This window comes from Sphingomonas sp., from assembly GCF_004799495.1.
In the GTDB taxonomy this organism is placed as follows: Bacteria; Pseudomonadota; Alphaproteobacteria; order Sphingomonadales; family Sphingomonadaceae; genus Sphingomonas.
Genome location: NZ_SSMY01000001.1, coordinates 92,763 through 110,498 on the forward strand (window position 1 = coordinate 92,763; position 17,736 = coordinate 110,498).

The following is a 17,736-nucleotide window of genomic DNA, read 5'->3' on the forward strand; positions in this document are numbered from 1 at the left end:
CCATGCTTCGCATGGTCCCCCTCCCCGTCCCGGGGAGAATTTTGGATGGCCCATCACTCTGGCACCCCAGCCCTATCGATCGCCTGCGCGATCTGCTCGAGCCACAGGTCAGGCCCGTCCTCGACGATCGTCGCCGAGGATTCGAGCACGAAATGGCCTCGCGCGACATGCGGGTCGGCGACCGCGAAAATGTGATCGGGCAATTTGCCCTCGACCAACGCGACATCGTCGGGGCTCATCCGCAGCAGCGCCGATTCGGCATCGTCGCCGATCATCCCGGCGGCATTGGTGACGCGGCGGGTAAGCAGATCCTCGTCGATTCCCGATTCCCCGACCATGCGGGTGACGAGCGACAGCACGGTCGAGCGCAGGTGTGCCGCCAGCCGCTCGCGATCGACGCGGCGGTCGTCGGCGATCGCTGCAACCAGCCCGTCGAGCAGCGCCTGGTCGCGCTCGCCGAGCCGCCCGCCGTTCGCCAGCGCGGCGGCGAGGCCTTCCTCATACCCCTGCGCGCGCGCGGTGGTCAGCGGGTCGACAAAACTGGTTGCGGGCTGCGCGGCGTCGAACGGATCCCAGCCCTCGGTCGGGTCGGCGTCCGGATCGGCGGGCGAGAAGTGGCGCGGTTCGCCCGGCGGCGTCGGGGTGATGTCGCGCGGCGCGAACGCCACGCCCTTGGCCGCATAGGCCTGGCGCAGCGCCGCCCCGGCGGCGTCGCGGCGGCCGGCGAACCCGGCGACGAAATTCGACAGATTGGCCTCAGACATAATCGTCGTCGCCGCCCATCATGATCGTGCCGTCCTTGGCGAGCGCGCGCGCCGCCGTGATGATCGTCTTCTGCGCTTCGAGCACTTCGCTGAGCTTCATCGGCCCGCGCGCTTCCATTTCGTCGCGGATGCCGTCGGCGGCGCGCGCCGACATGCAGCCGAGGAAGCGGTTGCGGATTTCCTCGTCGACGCCCTTCAGCGCGCGCGTCAGTACGTCGCTGTCGATGTTGCGGATAAGCGTGCCGAGGTTCTTGTCGTCCATGTCGAGCAAATTCTCGAACACGAACAGGGCTTCCTCGATCGCCTTCGCAACTTCGCGGTCGATCTTGAATAGCTTGGGCATGACGCGCTGCTCGGTGGTCTTGCGCGCGCCCGACAGGATCTTCGCCGCTTCGCGCGTGCCGCCGAGCGTGACCCCGGCCGATTGCGTCGACGCGCTGGTGCGCCCGGCGAGCATCGTGCGCAGCGTCTCGACGGCCTCGGGCGTGATCGGCCCCAATCGCGCGACGCGGTGGAGGATGTCGGGCTGCACCGCGTCGGGCAGCATTTCGAGCACTTGCCCCGCGATGACGGGATCGAGGTTGGCGATCACCACCGCAGCGATCTGCGGATGTTCCTTCTCGATCATCCCCGCGATCTCGCCGGCGTCCATCCAGTCGAGCAAATCGATCTGGCACGCGGCCTCGGGCGGAGTGATGCGCGCAAGCACGCTGTCGGCCTTTTCCTGGCCAAGCGCGCGCGTCATCACGCCCTCGATGATCGGCTTGGGGTCGAAGCCGATCGCGGTGCGCTCGCGCGCCCGGTCGACGAAATCGTCGAGCACGAAATCGACCTCGGCCTCGCCGACATCGGCGACGGCGAACATCGCCTTGCCGAGCTGGCGGACTTCCTCCGGATCGAGCTTCTGGAGGATGGCCGCGGCCTCCTCCTCGCCGACCAGCATCATGAGGACGGCGGCGCGCTCGACGCCGGTATAGGAGCGGAAGGGAGCGTTCATTTGGCGTCCGCCTTGATCATGTCACGTACCGCCAGCGCGGCGCGGGCCGGGTTGTCGCGGGTGAAACCGCGCACGGTGCCGAGCCGCTGGTCGAAATTCTGCGCGCCCTCGAGCTGGTCGATCCCCACCGGGCCGCGGACGTTGGCGGACTGCGGGCCGATGCCGAGCGCCGCGAGGTCGCGGCCGCCACGACCGGCGTCGTCGCGCTTCTTGAGCAGGGCGCTCGCGAGCGGCTTGACGCCGACGAACAGCACGAGCAGCGCGATGACGAGCGCGGTCACGTTGCGGATAATCATCGCGAACCAGCCGCTTTCGTAGAAGGCGGGGCCGCCGCCGGTCGCCGTGGCCGGCGCGAACCTGCGGCTGACGACCTTGACCACGTCGCCGCGCGACGTGTCGGCGCCGACCGCGGCCGAGACCAGGTCGGTGATCTGCTGGATCTCGACCGGCGTGCGCGGCTTGCCCGTGCCCGGGTCGTTGAGTCCGACCGACACCGACAAGCGTTTGATGTTCCCCGGCGCGGCGCGCGTCACTGACACTTCCTTGCCGAGGTCGTAGGCACGAGCATAGCTGTCCGCCGACTTGGCGCTGTCGGGCACGCTCGGCGCCGCGGCGGGCGCGGGCGCCGCGCCGGCAGCGGCGGACGCGGCACCAGCGGCCGGGGTCGGCTGCGCGTTGGGCGCGGTGACCGTGGTCGGGCCCGACGGCGTGTTCGATAGCGCGCCGGGGATACCGCCGGGCGCACCGGTCGCCGCATCCTTGCCGGTCCAGTTGCCCTGTTCGGCGCGCAGGCTGCCCGCCTTGTCGTAGCTTTCGCGAGTCGAGCTGGTGTCGTCCTGGTTGATGTCGGCCGACACCTGCACGGTGAAATTGCCCACGCCTACCATCGGGGTCAGCAGCTGAGTCAGCTGGTCGCGATACTTCTGTTCGACCTGGTTCTGGAAGCGGATGCGCGCGTCGTTCGCGCCGTCCGCACCGTCGGGCTTGGACAGGAGCGCGCCGGCCTGATCGACGATCGTCACACCCTCGGGCTTCATCCCGGGCACCGACGAGGCGACGAGGTTGACGATCGACGCGACCTGCGCGTCGCCGAGCGTGCGGCCGCCCTGCAGCTTCAGGATGACGCTCGCGGTCGGCGCGGCATTGTCGCGCACGAACACGGTGTTTTCGGGAACCGCGAGGTGGACGCGCGCCTCGGCCACCGCGTCGATATCCTCGATCGATCGCGCCAGCTCGGTCTCGCGCGCCTGGCGAAGGCGTTCGCCCTCGACCGCGCGGCTGGTGCCCATCGGCAGATTGTCGAGGATCGCGTAGCCGGCGGGCGCCGACTTGGGCAGGCCCTGGCCTGCGAGCAGCATCCGCGCCTTCGAATAATCGCTTTCGTTGACGGTGACCGCATCGGTCGACTCGTCGAGCCGCCCGGTAATGCCCCCGGCCTTTAGAGCAGAGATCACCGCCGCCTTGTCGCTATCGGGCAGCCCCGAGAACAAGGTCTTCTGCGTCGGGGTCGACAGCATGAACCAAGCGAGCGCGGCGCTTGCGATCAGCCCGACCATGAAGATCATGGGCAGGCTGCGCTTGACCGCGGGTTGGCCGAGCATCGAGCGCATCTGGCTCAGCGGATTGGCGAAGCCCTCTTGGGGCACGGGCGTGAGTGCGTTGCTCATGGTCGATTACACCGGCATGCTCATGATGTCCTTGTAGGCGGACAGCAGTTTGTTGCGGACTTGCAGCGTCGCCTCGAAGCTCACCGACGCCTGCTGGCGGGCGAGCATCACCTTGGCGATGTCGATCGTCTCGCCGCGTTCGTACGCGGCGGAGATGTCGCTGGCGGCGTTCTGGCTGGCGTTGACGTCGGCCAGCGCGTTCGACAGCGAGTCGGCGAAGCTCGCCGGTCCGGTCGATTGCGGCGCCCCGACACCGGCTTGCGCGTTGACGCGTTGCAGCGCGGTGTTGCGTTCGAGGATCTGCGCGCGCAGCGCCATCACTCGGTCGACGCTCATCGCGTCGCCCACTCCCCCAATGCCGCTCATGCCGACATCCTCGTGCTGCGGGTGATGTCCTCACCCTGTTCGCGCGCCTTGGCGAGACGATAGCGCAAAGTGCGCTCCGAAATGCCGAGGCGTTTGGCGGTTTCGATCCGGCTGCCGCCGCACGCGGCGAGCGTTTCGCGGATCGCATGGAATTCGCTGAACTGGACGACGTTCGCCAGGGTGTCGCCGTTCCCGGCGCGACCCGGAACCGGATCGGCCTGCGGCGCCGGACGGCGGTCGAACACGATGTGGCTCGCCGATATCGTGTCGCCCGCGGCGAACAGCAGCGCGCGCTGGATGACGTTTTCGAGCTCGCGGACGTTGCCCGGCCAATCATGCGCCATCAGCGCCTCGACCGCTTGCGCGTCGGGCCACGGGATCGACGGGCGCGTGCCGGCGTGGCGCAGGATCATCGCCGCGGTCAGCGCGGGGATGTCCTGCGGCCGTTCGGCGAGCGGGCGCGTGGTCAGCGGGAAGACCGACAGGCGGTAATAAAGGTCGGCGCGGAAGCGGCCGGCGGCGACTTCCTCGGCCAGATCGCGGTTGGCGCAGGCGATGATGCGGACGTCGACCGGCACGGCTTGCGTCGCACCGATCGGGATCACCTCGCGCTCCTGGAGCACGCGGAGCAGCTTGGCCTGAAGCCCCAGCGGCATCTCGGCGATCTCGTCGAGCAGCAGCGTGCCGCCGTCGGCCGCGCGGAAGAACCCGTCGCCACCCGACGAAGCACCGGTGAACGAGCCCTTCTGGTGGCCGAACAGCATCGCCTCGAGCATGGTTTCGGGCAAAGCGGCGCAATTGATCGCGACGAACGCCTTGTCGCGGCGGGGCGAAGCGCGGTGGATCGTGCGCGCGATCACTTCCTTGCCGGTCCCGGTCGGGCCGTTGACCAAGACGGTGATGTCGGCGTCGGCGACCCGTTCGGCCAGCGCGAACAGCGCCAGGCTCTCGGGGTCGGCGGCGGTCGCGGCCTCGGGGCCGGCGGCAAAAGCATGCGCGAAGGCGTTGCCGATCGCGGCGTCGGCGGCGGCGAACGCGATCCGTGCCGGGACGCCGTCACCGCCGCGCGTAAAGCCGCGGCCCTCGTCGGCGATCACCAGCGTGCGCGCCGCGATCGGCGCGGTCTCACCGTCCATCACCAGGAAGGTATCGCTCGCCCCCGGCCGCGCTCCCTCGCTCGCGACGCTCAGGCCTTGGGCCTTGAGCGACGAAATCAGCGCATATTTTTGCCGGTTGACCGCGGCGGACGGAATGATCGAACGCATGAATTCCCCCTTCGAACGCGGGGAATGGCGCAAAGACGGTAAACAGACCGTTAAGCATGTTGCCGGGGCGGCAAGATATTTCCGGGACCTCGCCGCCCGCGTGAGCGCCTACGCGCGCGCGGAAGAGGGAAGCGCGCTTACCGGCAAGCCGCGGCGGCAATTTCGATCATGCCAAATAAAAATGCTTAATCGCGGTTCGAACCGGTCGTTCCTTGGCTGTGACGGCTCGGCTCTCCGATTGGGGGCGGCGGAGAACGTCGGAGCAAATGGAGACGACCAATGACGGTAATTGGAACCAATGTCGGCGCGCTGCGCGCCGCGAATGCGTCGGCCAGCGCCAACACCGCGCTCGGCACGGCGATGGAGCGCCTGTCGACCGGCAAGCGCATCAACTCGGCGAAGGACGATGCCGCCGGCATCGCCGTCGCTTCTTCGATGACGTCGCAGATCCGCGGCATGAACCAGGCGATCCGCAACGCCAACGACGGCATGTCGATGGCACAGACCGCCGACGGTGCGCTCAACGAAGTCACCAACATGCTGCAGCGCATGCGCGAACTGGCCGTTCAGTCGGCGTCGGGCACGTACAGCGACGACGACCGCACCAACATGCAGACCGAAGTCACCGCGCTGACCACGCAGATCACCAACATCCTGTCGAACACGCAGTTCAACAAGGTGAACCTGTTCACCGGCGACGCCGGCGACAGCGGTGACGTGACGATCCAGACGGGCTCGGGCTCGGCCGATACGGTCACGATCTCGTTCGCGGAAATCGACCTGTCGGATGCCGAAGGCGTCGACATCTCGGACGCGAGCGGCGCCAGCGATGCGCTCGACACGATCGACACCGCGCTGACCACGGTCAACGGCGCACGGGCCGGCTTCGGCGCGGCGCAGAGCCAGTTGCAGTCGGTGGTCAACAACCTGTCCGACAACGTGACCAACCTGAGCGATGCGCGCAGCCGCGTCGAGGACGCCGACTTCGGCGCCGAATCGACCAATCTGGCGAAGGCGCAGATCCTGGCCCAGGCGTCGACTGCGATGCTGGCCCAGGCCAACCAGAGTGCTCAGTCCGTTCTCAAGCTGCTCCAGTAATCCGGGCACGCTAGAGGTACGGCTCCGGCATCCCGCCCCCCTTCATACGGGGTGCCGGAGCCGAACAATGAACCCCGGTGGTCGCAAGACCGCCGGGGTTTTTGCTGTGCTGCCGCGAGCGAAATAGCGCAGCTATTTCCCACAGCGGCAAACACGTCCGGCGGCGCGTTAGCGCCGTCCGACGACGACTTGGGCTTGCCCAAGTCAGCCTGTCCTGAGCGCCTGCCTTGCAGGCAGTCGAAGGGCGGCTTTGCCGCGGCGGTTGCGCTAATCCAGCTCGAACAAGCGATCGAACGCCGCAGCGCCGCGCGCCGAAAAGAAGACCACGCGGCCAGCGCCACGCTCCGCCCACTTCTCCGCCAGCGCGCGATCGAAGATCGCCGCGCCGAGCGCGCCGCCGAGATGGTGGCGCCGCTCGCTCCAGTCGAGACACGTGCGGCAAAATGCCCGTCGGCCATCGCCCTTCACGAAACCCCGCGCCGCGAACCAAGTCCGGCCGGCATCGGTCAGCCCGCTGTCGTCAAGCATCGCGTTCGTCTCCAGCCGCGCGACCAGCGCCACCGCCCGCGCGCCGGCGAGATGATCGTAACACACCCGGCATTCGCGCATCGCCGCGTCGCGCGGGCCGGTGCGCACACGCATCGCGCCGGTACGCTGGGCAAGGCCCATTAATGCTTCGAGCGCAGCGGCGACGTCCCCGCCCGACAGCCGCAGATAGCGATGCCGCCCCTGCTTTTCGGCCGTGAGCAGTCCGGCCTGTTCGAGCCGCGTCAAGTGCCCGCTCGCGGTCGGCAATGCGACGCCCGCCGCGCCCGCCAGTTCGCTCACCGTCAACGCGCGGCCGTCCATCAGCGCGGTCAGCATGTTGGCGCGCGCGGGGTCGCCGATCAGCGCGGCGATTTCGGCAATGTTGGGCCCCTCTTTCATCGACTCTCCTTCATGCTTCGGGCTTAGCCGAACCATCGCCGCGCAGCCATCCGCTAAAGTGCCCCGACACTTTGGAGAAGACCGAATGATCACCTGCATCATCCGCTACGACATCGAGCCGTGGGGCCACGACGCGTTTGTCGATTACGCCCGCAACTGGGGCGAGGCGATCCCGCGCGCCGGCGCCGACCTGATCGGCTATTTCGCGCCGCACGAGGGGTCGGCGACGACCGCCTACGGCATCTACGACATCGCCAGCCTGGCCGAATATGAAGCGTATCGTGCACGGCTGAAGGCCGATCCGGTCGGGCAGCGCAACTTCGAGTTCGCACAGAAGGAGCGGTTCATCCGGCGCGAGGACCGGATCTTCCTGAGCCGCGTCGACCGATGATCGCGGTGATATTCGAAGTCGAGCCCGCCGACCGCGACGGCTATTTCGATCGCGCCGCCGCGCTCAGGCCCGAACTCGAGACAATCGACGGCTTTCTGTCGATCGAGCGCTTCGAGAGCTTGGTCACGCCGGGCAAGTTTCTGTCGCTCAGTTTCTTTCGCGACGAGGACGCGGTGTGCGCGTGGCGCACCACGCCCGACCATCGCGCGGCGCAAGCGGCGGGACGCGGCGGCGTGCTGGCCGACTATCGGCTGCGTGTGGCCGAGGTGCTGCGCGACTATGGCATGACCGACCGCGCCGAAGCGCCGACCGACAGCCGGACCGTGCATGACGGTTGATTTCGCGCTACTCTCGGACCCGAGGGGGGTTCGGCGATGAAGCGAGCGATGATCGGGCTGATGCTGGCGCTGGCCGCGCCCGCCGGGGCGGCGCCGGCGACGCCAGCGGCGGAGGCCAAGGCGTTCGTCGAGGGCATCTACAAGCCATGGATGGCGGCGCTCAAGCGCGGCAGCGCGATGTACCAGCCGCCCGGCGACGGCCGCATCTACACGGCGGAGATCGCCGCCTTGCTGGCCAAGGACCGGCGCATTTCGAACCGCACCAACGAGGTCGGGGTGATCGACTGGGTAATCCTGTGCTCGTGCCAGGACGATGCCGGGCTCGGCTATCGCGTGACCGTGCCCGCAGCGACACCTCGCGCCGCGACCGCGAAGGTCGCGTTGAGCTTCGGCGGCAAATATTCGAACACGCTGACGCTCAAGCTGGTCAGGCTGCCGCAAGGCTGGCGGATCGCCGACGTCGGCGACACCGACATGCCGAGCCTGCTCGCGACGTTGCGGAACGGGTTGCGCGGGAAGAAGTGATCAGACCGAGCGGGCGAGCGCGCGTTTGAGTCGCGCGTGCGCCGACGCCTTGATCTGGCACACGCGCGCGGCGCCGACGCCGATCACCTGGCCGATCTCTTCGAGGTTGAGCTCCTCGACATAATAAAGCTGGACGACCTGCGCCTCGCGGGTCGGCAAGGCGGCGATTGCGGCGATCAGCGCGTCGCGCTGGTCGGCCTCGGCGAGCTGGTCGAACGCATTGGGCTCGTCGGACATGAACCACGGGCCGTCGTCGGTGTAGACCGCGTCGAGCGAGTCGAACTTGACCGCTTCCGCCCCGGCGTAATCGGTGCGCAGTTTCTCGATGCTGACGCCGAGCCGCTCGGCGACCATTGCCTCGCTCGGCGGCGTACGATTCACGGTCAACAACGCGACGGTCTCCTGATATTGCTTGCGGCGACGCATCGCCCCGCGCGTCAGCGTCGCCTGGCGGCGGAGCTGGTCGATCATGCTCCCACGCAACCGCGTCGCAAGATATTGCTCGAAGGTGACCTGGCCGCGGTCCTCGAACCCGTGGATCGCCTCGACCAGCGCGACGAGCCCGGTTTGGACGAGATCCTCCACCTCGCACACGCCCGAGACGCTGCCGTGGACGTGCCAGGCGATGCGGCGGACGAGCGGCGCGTGCTTGCGCACCAGCGCGTCGACGTCGGCCATCGCCACGCGAGCGTAAGTCAGCGGCTGCGCATCCGCGAACGCCTGTTTCATCGGGAGCGCGGTCATGCGGCGATCGCCTGCGGCGCGCCGATCACGGCGACGACTTCGACCGCTTTCTCCTCGGGCACTTCGAAGAACGACATGACCGGCGTGTCGGGCAGGCAGGTCTTAACCAGCTTTCGGATCGCGAGGCGGATGGCCGGCTGGACGACCAGCGCGAACGGCTTTGCCTCGGCGACGAGCGGTGCGGCGGCTTGCTGGAGCGCGTCGACGATACGGCGGCCCAAATCGGGCTCGATCGTGTGGCGCCGCGACGGGTCGGAGCGCACCGCCTGGCCGAGCAACCCTTCGAGCTGCCCCTCGAGCGTCATCACGCGGAGCGGTTCGTGTACGCCGCACAATTTGCCGATGATCAGCCCGCCGAGCTCGGGGCGGATCGCCTCGATGATTTCCTCGGCGTCGGTCGTCTTCTGCGCGGCGTTGGCGATCGCCGACGCGATGCGGCGGAATTCCTTGAGCGCGATACCTTCGGCAAGCAGCCCCTTCAAGACTTGCGTCAGCGTGGTCAGCGGGAGCGGCGACGGGGTCAGCGCGGCGACGAGTTGCGGACTCTTTTCCTTCAGGCCGTCGAGCAGCGCCTGGACCTCGTCCGCGCCGAGCAGGTCGGCGGCGTTCGCGCTCAACTGGTGGTTGAGGTGGGTTGCCATCACGGTGCCCGAATCGACCACCAGATAGCCCTGTCCCGTCGCGGCATCGGCATCGCCCGGCGAAATCCACGTCGCGTCGAGCCCGAAGGTCGGGTCCTTCGTCTTCTTGCCATTGAGGTCGCCGAAGCCCTGCCCCGTATCGAGCGCGAGCATATCGTCGGCCGACGCCTGATCCTCGCCGACGACGACGCCGCCGACCAGGATGCGATAGGTATAGGGCGCGAGGTTGATGTCGTCGCGCACGCGCACTTGCGGCACGACGAAACCAAGCTCCTTCGACAGCTGGCGCCGCACGCCGGTTATCCGGCCCATCAGCGGCGCGCCGCGGCGCTCGTCGACCAGCGGCACCAGCCCATAGCCGATATCGAGGTTGATCTGCATCCCGTCCGACACTTCGTCCCAGCCGATCTTCGACAGGTCGGGCGCGGGCGCGGCGGGCGCGGGCGGCGGCGGGCGGTTGGCGATCTGGCGCAGCTTCCACGCGGCGAACCCGGCGAGGCTGGCGGCCGACAGCAGCACCATGTGCGGCATGCCCGGCAGGATGCCGAGGATGCCGAGGATCGCGGCGACCGGGGTCCAGGTGCGTGGGCTACCGAACTGGCTGCCGATCTGCCCGGCGAGGTCATGGCTCGAGGTGACGCGGGTGACGATCGCGGCGGCGGCGATCGACAGCATCAGCGACGGCAATTGCGCGACGAGCGCGTCGCCGATCGCGAGCAGGACGTAATTGTGCGCGGCATCGCCGAGCGACATGCCATGGCTGACGGGTCCGAGGATCAGCCCGCCGACGATGTTGGCGAAGAGGATCAGCAGAGCGGCGACCGCGTCGCCCTTCACGAACTTCGACGAACCGTCCATCGAGCCGTAGAAATCGGCCTCGGTCGACACTTCGACGCGGCGCGCCTTGGCTTCGTCGGGGGTGATCAGCCCGGCGTTGAGATCGGCGTCGATCGCCATCTGCTTGCCGGGCAAGGCGTCGAGGGTGAAGCGCGCGGAAACTTCGGACACGCGGCCCGCGCCCTTCGTGACGACGATCAAATTGATGATCACCAGGATCGCGAAGACGAAGATGCCGACGACATAATCGCCGCCGATCAGGAACGTCCCGAACGCTTCGATGACATGCCCCGCCGCGCTTTCGCCCTCATGCCCGTGCACCAGCACGACGCGCGTCGAGGCGACGTTGAGGCCGAGGCGGAACAGCGTCGCGAACAGCAGCACCGACGGGAACGCCGAGAAATCGAGCGGCTTCTGCGCGTTCAACGCGACCATCAACACCGCGAGGCTGATGCCGATATTGGCGACGAAGAACACGTCGAGCAGCACGGCCGGGATCGGCACGACCATGACGCAGACCAGCAACAGGATCGCCAGCGGCAGGAAGGCATGGCGGACGTTGCCGCCGAAAAGCTTGTTCAGGAACGTCGGCACTTAGCCCCCCAGGCTCGCGAGCATCATGTACGCCAGCCGCGCGTTGTTCGGCGTCGGGCGGAGAAGGTTGGTCGAATCGACCGTCGCGCCGGGTGCGGCGCTGGTCGTGTTGACGCGGGCGAGCGCGGCCTTGGCCCAGGCCGCCGCGCTTTGACTGTTCTCGCCCGATCCCGCGATGACGGTCGCGCCGCCGATATCGGTGATCGCGGCGAGCTGCGCGAAATTGGCCCTGGCGGTTTCGAAATCACCGCCGCGCGCGACCGCGGGCATCAGCCCGGGATTGCCGTCGAGCACGTCCGACGCGAGGCTCGTCGCCCCGACCTGCGCCGCGCCCTTGTCGAGCTTGGCGGCGAAACGCTGGTAGATGTCGCCGAGACTCCGCGCGTTGCCGCCCGCATCGTAGAAGATCGAGCGGTTGGCGCGCGCGGCCGCCGGGAACATCGCCGCGCCCGAGACGCCGGGATTGACCTGCATCGTCTTGAGGAACGATCGCGCGCCGCCGAGACCGAGGAAGTGCGCCATATAGAGGTCGGTCCCGGTCGCGCCGCGGCCGAGCGATCCCTCAAGCGAGGCCTTGTTATCCGACGCCGATTCGGCCGCCATCGACGCGGCGACCGCGGGGTTGTTCCGCAGGTCGAGGATCGCGCGGCGCATCGCCGGGTCGCTGACGGTCAGCCGGCCATTGGCGTTGCGCCCGATCGCGTCGGCGGCCCAGCCGAGCCCATATTGGCTGCCATGCTGCTTGATCACGCCGAGCCAGCTTTGATCGATAAACTGGTAGAGCCCGGTCGCCGACGAGGTGCCGGCGCGCGCGGCGGGGTTCAGGCCGCTTTCGAGTTGCGCCTGGCCGAGCAGATAATCGAAGTCGATCCCGGTCGCCTGGCTCGCTTGCGCGATCGCCGCCCGGACGCTTCCGATATTCCCTGATATTGCTTCGACGCCCATCGGCCCCTTGCTGGTCTGCCCCTCTTCAGGGGATCATTCAGCAAGCGCCGTGCCAGTTTGTATGTTTGATCGCCTCGCGGCGACGAAACGGTGCCGGCCCGCTCCCCCTCCCGACCGCCCAATCAGGATATTCTATGGGCGGTCGGGAGGGGGAGCGGGCCGGCACCGTCTACGCGCGTGAGCGCGTCAAACAATTAGCCGTAGGCGGCAACCCGTCCATTCGGGCGATACCCACCGGCATCACCGGCAAGCATTTGCAGCCGGCGGCGCACGTTTGCCGCCAGGAGGTTGACGTAAATCCGCGCGGTTTCGTTCAGCCGCTGCGCCTCTTCGGCCAGTTCGCGCACGTCGGGCTCGAGCCCGCCACCGGCGACCGCGCCGAGTTGCTCGATCGCGACCAGCTTCTCGCGCGTCGCGCGGTCGAGCGCGGTCACGTCGTTCGCCCTCATCGCCGCGATTTCGGCGTGGAGCGAGTCGATCACGCGGATCAGGCCGTCACGCCGGGTCATGCGACATCCAGTCGTATTTGAGCGCGAGCATGCTGTCCGCGATCGTCGCGGGCAGGATCGGAAAGGTGCCGTCGGCGATCGCACGCTTGATCCGCGCGACGCGATCCGTGTCCACCGGGGGCTGCACCGAAAGCTGGCTCGCCAGTTGCGCGACCGGCGATGGCTGGTGACCGTCCGTGGCGACCGGCAAGGCCTTCGGCGCCACCGCGACGGATGCCACCGGCGCGACGCGAAGGTCGGTGGGCGTTGAGCCCTTCGGTCCGATCGGATCGACCATGGTCCACCTTGTTGCTTACTCGGATCATCGAACGACCGCCTGCTCCAAATCTTTAGAAAAAATTATTCCCCGCCCGGGATCGTCGCCTTGCCCGGCTCGCTCGCGATCGCCTGAATCGGCGGCTTGCCGTCCTCGACCTTGATCAGCACGCGCCCGCCGACGGGCGCATCGTTGACCGCGATGCCGTCGCGCGTGATCGAAAAGCCCTCGCTGCCGGCGACGACCGAGACCGGGTCGCCGCGCTTGATGACGACGGCGGGCTTGGGCGCAGGCGCCGCTACGGGCGCGCGCGGGGTGGGCTCGACGATGGCCGGCGCGGCGATGCGGATGGGCACGAAGATGCGCCATTCGGGGTCGGGGCACGCCACCACCACCGAATCGTGCGCGGGCGTGCGCCAGTTCATCGTCACCATCGGACACGGCGCGAGCTTGAGCCGCGTGTCGACCGGAGTGCGTGCGCCACCGTCCTCGCCGATGCCGTGCCCGGTGAAGCCGGCGACCGCCTTGTCGATCAGCACGGTGCTCTGGAAGCTTTGCGCGGCGGCCGGGCTGCCGGCAAGCAGCGCGACGGCGGGAAGAATGAAACGGATCATGGCTGTTTCCTGTAGGGGTCGCCGGTGAAGCTGACGGTGACGAGCGCGGTGCGGCGCCCGGTCCCCGCGGCGGCGATAAGGATGCGGTCGGCGGCGACGCCGTGACCGATCAGATAAGCGGCGGCCGCGCGGGCGCGGTCGGCGGCGAGCAGGTCGGCACTGCCGGTCGCGGGATCGACATCCCCTGCCCCGGCGGTGCCGCCGCTCACGCGCAAGCTCGCGCGCGGGTCGCGCAGATTGGTGGTGGCGAAATCGATCAGCGAGGCTGGCGCCCGCGGGATCGCCGAGCCGGGCGCGAAAGCGACAGCGGCGGCGGCAAGCGGGATCGGGTCGGGTTTGGCGCTGTCGGCGACCGCGCCGCCGAAGCCTTCGCGCAACCCCCTGGCGAGCGCCTGACGGTCGGTCGCCTGGACGAGCACGAAGAAGCCGACGAGCAGCAGCGCGAGGTCGGCGAGCGTCCACAGCCACAAGGGCCGCGCTGGCGGTGGATCGAGGAGCGCGTCGTCGCTCATGCCGCGACCACGCTCATCACGGGGCTGCGTGGCTGGCCGTAGTCGGCGAGCTCGGCGAGCGGCGCGACCAGACGGAGCCGTTGCTCCGCCTCGGCGCGCGCGCGGCGGCGCAAGCGGACGGCGATCGGCATCGCGACCAGATTGGCGATCAGTGCGCCATAGAGCGTCGCGAGCAAGGCGACCGCCATCCCCGCACCGATCGCGGCGGGGTCGGTCATCGCCAGAAACATCTTCACCAGCCCGACGAGCGTGCCGACCATGCCCATCGCGGGCGCGACCTCGGCCATCCCCGCCCACATGTCGGCGGCGGCGGCGTGGCGCAGGATGCGCGCGCGGCGGCGTTCGTCGAGCAGGCGCGTCACGTCGGTTGGCCTCGCACCATCGACGATCTCCGCGATCGCGGCGGCGACGTCGGCATCGGCGATCACCGAACGGTCGAGGGTGTGTACGCCGTGGCGCCTGGCGATGCGGCCGAGCGCCGCGACCTGATCGATCAGCGGCGCCGCGTCGAGCTGGCGGCGCGGCAAGGTGGCGAGCGCCGCGACGCCGCGCGCGAGATCGCGGAACGGCGTGCGCAGGATCGTCGCGGCCAGCGTGCCGCCGGCGACGATAACGATCGCGGCGGGATCGATGAACGGGGCGAGCGCGTCGGGTGTCATGCGCGACGTCTTTGCAAGCCGCGGGCCAAGTGCGATCTTCTCCCCCTCCCGGCCTTCCGGGAGGGGCAAGGGGTGGGTGCCGAGCGAAGCGAGGCTTTCTTCCTCGTCAGCGTAGAGCGCTCCCTCCGGTCGCTTGCCCACCCCTAACCCCTCCCGGAAAGCCGGGAGGGGAATTGCTCGAAACCGGCAACCCGCTTGCCGCCCCCCCGGCAAGCCTTTGCCGCTTTCGACCCGCCACGCCGGCAAAATCGGCCCTTGAAGCCACTTGGCACGACCTTTGCTGAACTCTCGCGCAGGATTTTACGCGAGGACCGGCACATGGCCGACGACAGTCTGTTCGGGATACATGGGGCAGCGCTCGAAGTGCGCGGCCAGCGCATGGGTATCCTGGCGTCCAACATCGCCAACGCCTCGACCCCCGGGTTCAAGGCGCGCGACATCGATTTCCAAAAGGCGATGGCGGCCGCCCAGGGTGGCAGCGTCGATGACGGCGCGATTTCGGGCGCAACGATGTACCGCGTTCCGCTCCAGCCCAGCCTCGACGGCAATACCGTCGACCTCTCGACCGAGCAGACCGCGTTCGCCGAAAACGCCGTCCAGTACCAGACGACGCTGTCGTTCCTGAACGGGCGGATCGGTCAGATCACGCGCGCGCTGAGGGGGGAATAAGCCATGCCCAACGGACCGCTTTCGATCTTCCAGGTATCGGGCCGCGCGATGAGCGCGCAGCTCGTGCGGATGAACACCACCGCTTCCAACCTGGCCAACGCCGGGTCGGTCGCGAGCTCGCCCGAGACCGCGTACCGCACGATCAAGCCGGTGTTCCGCACCAGCTTCGACAAGGCGAGCGGCATGTCGACGGTCGACGTCGAGAGCGTCGTCACCGCCGGCGAGGCGCCAACCAAGCGCTACGATCCCGCCAATCCGATGGCCGACAAGGACGGCAACGTGTGGGAATCGAACGTCGATGAAACCCGCGAACTGGTCGACATGATGGAGACCGCGCGGGGCTACCAGAACAATGTCGAGGTGATGCAGACCGCCAAGTCGCTGATCGTCGATACGCTCAAGCTCGGGAAATCATGATGACCAGCACCTTCGACACCACGCTCGCCAATCTCGGCGTCGGCCGTAGCGGTTCCGCCGCGACCCCGACCGTCTCGACCGCCGCGTCGCAGACGCTCGGCCAGGCCGATTTCCTGAAGCTGATGACCGCGCAGCTCCAGAACCAGGATCCGTTCGCCCCCGTCGACAACACGCAGATGGTGGCGCAGATGGCGCAATTCTCGTCGCTGTCGGGGATCACCGACATGGCGTCGACGCTCAAGACGATCGCCGCGAAGCTGACCGGCACCTCGACCGCCGACGCGCTGTCGTACGTCGGCAAGACCGTGCTGACCGAGGGCGACACCGCGTTCGGGCGCACCAGCGGCGGGATCGCCGGCGCGGTCGAGCTCGACGGCGACGCGACCGATGTGACGGTTACGATCCAGGACGCCAACGGCGCGACGCTCAAGACGCTCAAGCTCGGCCAGGCCGGCCAGGGCACGACGCAGTTCGACTGGGACGGCACCACCGACGCGGGCCAGCCCGCCGGCGCGGGGCCGTTCAAGGTCACCGCGACGGCGACCAACAATGGCCAGGCCGTCGCCACGCACCCGCTCGTGTGGGCGCCGGTGACCTCGGTCTCGATGTCGGGCGATACCCCGACGCTCAACGTCGCCGGGCTCGGCGCCATCGCCCTTTCCGCCGTCCGCCAGGTCGGCTGACCCCCACCCCCTGAGGAGTAACACCCATGTCCTTCTACACGTCGCTTTCGGGCCTCCAGGCCGCACAGACCGAGATGAACACGATCTCGCACAACCTCGCCAACGTCGCGACCAACGGCTTCAAGAAGAGCCGCACCGATTTCGCCGATGTGATCGCGTCGAGCGTCAGCGTCTCGCCGACGCAGATGACCGGGTCGGGCGTCGTGGTGAAGGCCAATCGCCAGCAGTTCAGTCAGGGCAATCTGATCCAGTCGTCGTCGAGCCTCGATCTCGCGATTTCGGGCGACGGGTTCTTCGCGGTCAAGCCGCAGCTCGACGGGTCGAAGGTCAACTTCACGCGCAACGGCGGTTTCCTGGTCAACCAGGACCGCTACGTGACGGACGCGCAGGGCAATTTCCTCCAGGTCTATCCGGTCGACGGGTCGGGCGCGGTGGTCGCGACCGGCATCGACCAGACCAAGAGCCTCCAGCTGCCCGCGACTAGCGGCACCGCGGTCCCGACCAGCCAGATCAACATGACGGTCAACCTGCCGTCGTCGGGCGCGATCCCGACCACCGCGACGTTCGATCGCTTCGACCCGGCGAGCTACAACCAGTCGACCGCGACGACGATCTACGACAACAACGGCAACCCGCAGACGATGACGACCTACTTCAAGCGCACCGCGGCCTCGACCGGTCCGGGCGTCGATTCGACCTGGGAAGTCTATAACTATGTCGGTGACACCCCCCTCACCGCGGGCGGCAGCAACAAGATCACGCTGACCTTCGATTCGAACGGGGCGATCACCGCGCCGACGTCGGCCACCACGTTCGACCCGTTCACGCCCGCCGGCTCACCGAGCGCGCAGGTCGCGTCGTTCAACTTTGGTGCCGCGACCGCGCAACTCGCACAGCCGTTCAACATCTCGTCGCGCACGCAGGACGGCGCGGCGGTGGGGCAGATCGAGGGCGTCACCGTCGATAGCGACGGCACGGTCAAGGCGAGCTTTTCGAACGGCGACATCCAGTCGCTGGGCCGCGTGGTGCTCGCGAACTTCACCGATCCAGCGGGCTTGCGCCAGCTCGGCGACTCGACCTGGGCCGCGACCGGCCTGTCGGGCGAGCCGAAGCTGGGCTCGGCGGGCGTCGACGGGTTCGGCAACCTGATGTCGTCGACGATCGAACGCTCGAACGTCGACATCACCGAGGAGCTGGTCAATCTGATCGCGGCGCAGCGCAACTTCCAGGCGAATGCCAAGGCGCTGGATACCGCGAGCCAGATCTCCGAAACCATCTTCAACATCCGCACCTGATGACGGGGCAAGCGGGGGGAGCC

Annotated in this window: 23 protein-coding genes; 9 read left to right on the forward strand and 14 right to left on the reverse strand. The window is 68.3% G+C overall.

Going from position 1 to position 17,736, the window contains the following annotated elements:
- Window positions 1-53: 53 nt before the first annotated feature.
- The 5 genes from E7773_RS00450 to E7773_RS00470 are packed head-to-tail and all read right to left on the reverse strand — an operon-like array spanning window position 54 to window position 5,059.
- On the reverse strand, window positions 54-764 hold the full coding sequence (locus E7773_RS00450) for a flagellar biosynthesis protein FliH (RefSeq protein WP_293986842.1): 711 nt from the start codon (window positions 762-764) through the stop codon (window positions 54-56).
- Entirely contained in the window at window positions 757-1,761 is a 1,005-nt protein-coding gene (fliG, locus tag E7773_RS00455; protein WP_293986844.1) for a flagellar motor switch protein FliG, read from the reverse strand. Before fliG ends, E7773_RS00450 begins: the two co-directional genes overlap by 8 nt.
- Window positions 1,758-3,428 carry a flagellar basal-body MS-ring/collar protein FliF gene (gene fliF, locus E7773_RS00460; protein WP_293986847.1) on the reverse strand — a complete coding sequence of 557 codons (1,671 nt, stop codon included), beginning with the start codon at window positions 3,426-3,428 and terminating at the stop codon, window positions 1,758-1,760. The genes fliG and fliF overlap by 4 nt, the downstream gene beginning before the upstream one ends.
- Before the next feature lie 6 nt (window positions 3,429-3,434).
- Window positions 3,435-3,794 (reverse strand): flagellar hook-basal body complex protein FliE, encoded by a 360-nt coding sequence (gene fliE / locus E7773_RS00465; RefSeq protein WP_293986850.1) that lies wholly within the window; start codon window positions 3,792-3,794, stop codon window positions 3,435-3,437.
- The gene (locus E7773_RS00470) at window positions 3,791-5,059 is read right to left on the reverse strand and encodes a sigma 54-interacting transcriptional regulator (protein ID WP_293986853.1); all 1,269 of its coding nucleotides are present in this window, start codon (window positions 5,057-5,059) and stop codon (window positions 3,791-3,793) included. The genes fliE and E7773_RS00470 overlap by 4 nt, the downstream gene beginning before the upstream one ends.
- On the opposite strand from E7773_RS00470, the gene E7773_RS00475 reads away from it, so the two are divergent.
- Window positions 5,046-5,342 carry a hypothetical protein gene (locus E7773_RS00475; RefSeq protein WP_293986855.1) on the forward strand — a complete coding sequence of 99 codons (297 nt, stop codon included), beginning with the start codon at window positions 5,046-5,048 and terminating at the stop codon, window positions 5,340-5,342. The genes E7773_RS00470 and E7773_RS00475 overlap by 14 nt on opposite strands.
- Window positions 5,339-6,157 (forward strand): flagellin, encoded by an 819-nt coding sequence (locus E7773_RS00480; protein WP_293986858.1) that lies wholly within the window; start codon window positions 5,339-5,341, stop codon window positions 6,155-6,157. The genes E7773_RS00475 and E7773_RS00480 overlap by 4 nt, the downstream gene beginning before the upstream one ends.
- A gap of 267 nt (window positions 6,158-6,424) precedes the next feature.
- Here E7773_RS00480 and E7773_RS00485 read toward each other — a convergent pair whose 3' ends face one another.
- Window positions 6,425-7,084 (reverse strand): winged helix-turn-helix domain-containing protein, encoded by a 660-nt coding sequence (locus E7773_RS00485; RefSeq protein ID WP_293986861.1) that lies wholly within the window; start codon window positions 7,082-7,084, stop codon window positions 6,425-6,427.
- An 85-nt stretch (window positions 7,085-7,169) separates the two neighbouring features.
- Between E7773_RS00485 and E7773_RS00490 the strand changes: the two genes are divergently transcribed.
- Genes E7773_RS00490 through E7773_RS00500 form a run of 3 tightly spaced genes read left to right on the forward strand, consistent with a single transcriptional unit; the run spans window position 7,170 to window position 8,338 of the window.
- Complete coding sequence (locus tag E7773_RS00490) at window positions 7,170-7,475, forward strand: NIPSNAP family protein (RefSeq protein WP_293986864.1); 306 nt, start codon at window positions 7,170-7,172, stop codon at window positions 7,473-7,475.
- Entirely contained in the window at window positions 7,472-7,813 is a 342-nt protein-coding gene (locus E7773_RS00495) for an antibiotic biosynthesis monooxygenase (protein ID WP_293986867.1), read from the forward strand. The genes E7773_RS00490 and E7773_RS00495 overlap by 4 nt, the downstream gene beginning before the upstream one ends.
- A 36-nt stretch (window positions 7,814-7,849) precedes the next feature.
- On the forward strand, window positions 7,850-8,338 hold the full coding sequence (locus E7773_RS00500; protein WP_293986870.1) for a DUF3828 domain-containing protein: 489 nt from the start codon (window positions 7,850-7,852) through the stop codon (window positions 8,336-8,338).
- Here E7773_RS00500 and E7773_RS00505 read toward each other — a convergent pair whose 3' ends face one another.
- The 8 genes from E7773_RS00505 to E7773_RS00540 form a co-directional block, all read right to left on the reverse strand.
- Window positions 8,339-9,082, reverse strand: coding sequence for a sigma-70 family RNA polymerase sigma factor (locus tag E7773_RS00505; RefSeq protein ID WP_293986872.1), 744 nt, complete (start codon window positions 9,080-9,082; stop codon window positions 8,339-8,341).
- Window positions 9,079-11,154 carry a flagellar biosynthesis protein FlhA gene (gene flhA, locus E7773_RS00510; RefSeq protein WP_293986875.1) on the reverse strand — a complete coding sequence of 692 codons (2,076 nt, stop codon included), beginning with the start codon at window positions 11,152-11,154 and terminating at the stop codon, window positions 9,079-9,081. Before flhA ends, E7773_RS00505 begins: the two co-directional genes overlap by 4 nt.
- Entirely contained in the window at window positions 11,155-12,099 is a 945-nt protein-coding gene (locus tag E7773_RS00515) for a lytic transglycosylase domain-containing protein (RefSeq protein WP_293986878.1), read from the reverse strand.
- Between the two features lie 194 nt (window positions 12,100-12,293).
- On the reverse strand, window positions 12,294-12,608 hold the full coding sequence (locus E7773_RS00520) for a flagellar protein FlgN (RefSeq protein ID WP_293986881.1): 315 nt from the start codon (window positions 12,606-12,608) through the stop codon (window positions 12,294-12,296).
- Entirely contained in the window at window positions 12,595-12,885 is a 291-nt protein-coding gene (flgM, locus tag E7773_RS00525) for a flagellar biosynthesis anti-sigma factor FlgM (RefSeq protein ID WP_293986884.1), read from the reverse strand. The genes E7773_RS00520 and flgM overlap by 14 nt, the downstream gene beginning before the upstream one ends.
- Before the next feature lie 62 nt (window positions 12,886-12,947).
- Window positions 12,948-13,478: a flagella basal body P-ring formation protein FlgA gene (locus E7773_RS00530; protein WP_293986887.1), complete on the reverse strand. Its 531-nt coding sequence runs from the start codon at window positions 13,476-13,478 to the stop codon at window positions 12,948-12,950.
- Window positions 13,475-13,990, reverse strand: a complete 516-nt coding sequence (locus tag E7773_RS00535; protein WP_293986889.1) for a flagellar motor protein MotB — start codon at window positions 13,988-13,990, stop codon at window positions 13,475-13,477. The genes E7773_RS00530 and E7773_RS00535 overlap by 4 nt, the downstream gene beginning before the upstream one ends.
- A complete protein-coding gene (locus tag E7773_RS00540) occupies window positions 13,987-14,649 on the reverse strand; it encodes a MotA/TolQ/ExbB proton channel family protein (RefSeq protein WP_293986891.1) in 663 nt (220 codons plus the stop codon). Before E7773_RS00540 ends, E7773_RS00535 begins: the two co-directional genes overlap by 4 nt.
- Window positions 14,650-14,967: 318 nt before the next feature.
- Here E7773_RS00540 and flgB point away from each other — a divergent pair, with 318 nt between their 5' ends.
- The 4 genes from flgB to E7773_RS00560 are packed head-to-tail and all read left to right on the forward strand — an operon-like array spanning window position 14,968 to window position 17,713.
- The gene (flgB, locus tag E7773_RS00545; protein WP_293986893.1) at window positions 14,968-15,318 is read left to right on the forward strand and encodes a flagellar basal body rod protein FlgB; all 351 of its coding nucleotides are present in this window, start codon (window positions 14,968-14,970) and stop codon (window positions 15,316-15,318) included.
- Window positions 15,319-15,321: 3 nt separating this feature from the next.
- Entirely contained in the window at window positions 15,322-15,735 is a 414-nt protein-coding gene (gene flgC / locus E7773_RS00550) for a flagellar basal body rod protein FlgC (RefSeq protein WP_293986895.1), read from the forward strand.
- Window positions 15,732-16,418, forward strand: coding sequence for a flagellar hook capping FlgD N-terminal domain-containing protein (locus E7773_RS00555; RefSeq protein ID WP_363129632.1), 687 nt, complete (start codon window positions 15,732-15,734; stop codon window positions 16,416-16,418). Before flgC ends, E7773_RS00555 begins: the two co-directional genes overlap by 4 nt.
- A 26-nt stretch (window positions 16,419-16,444) precedes the next feature.
- Complete coding sequence (locus E7773_RS00560; RefSeq protein WP_293986897.1) at window positions 16,445-17,713, forward strand: flagellar hook protein FlgE; 1,269 nt, start codon at window positions 16,445-16,447, stop codon at window positions 17,711-17,713.
- Window positions 17,714-17,736: the final 23 nt, after the last annotated feature.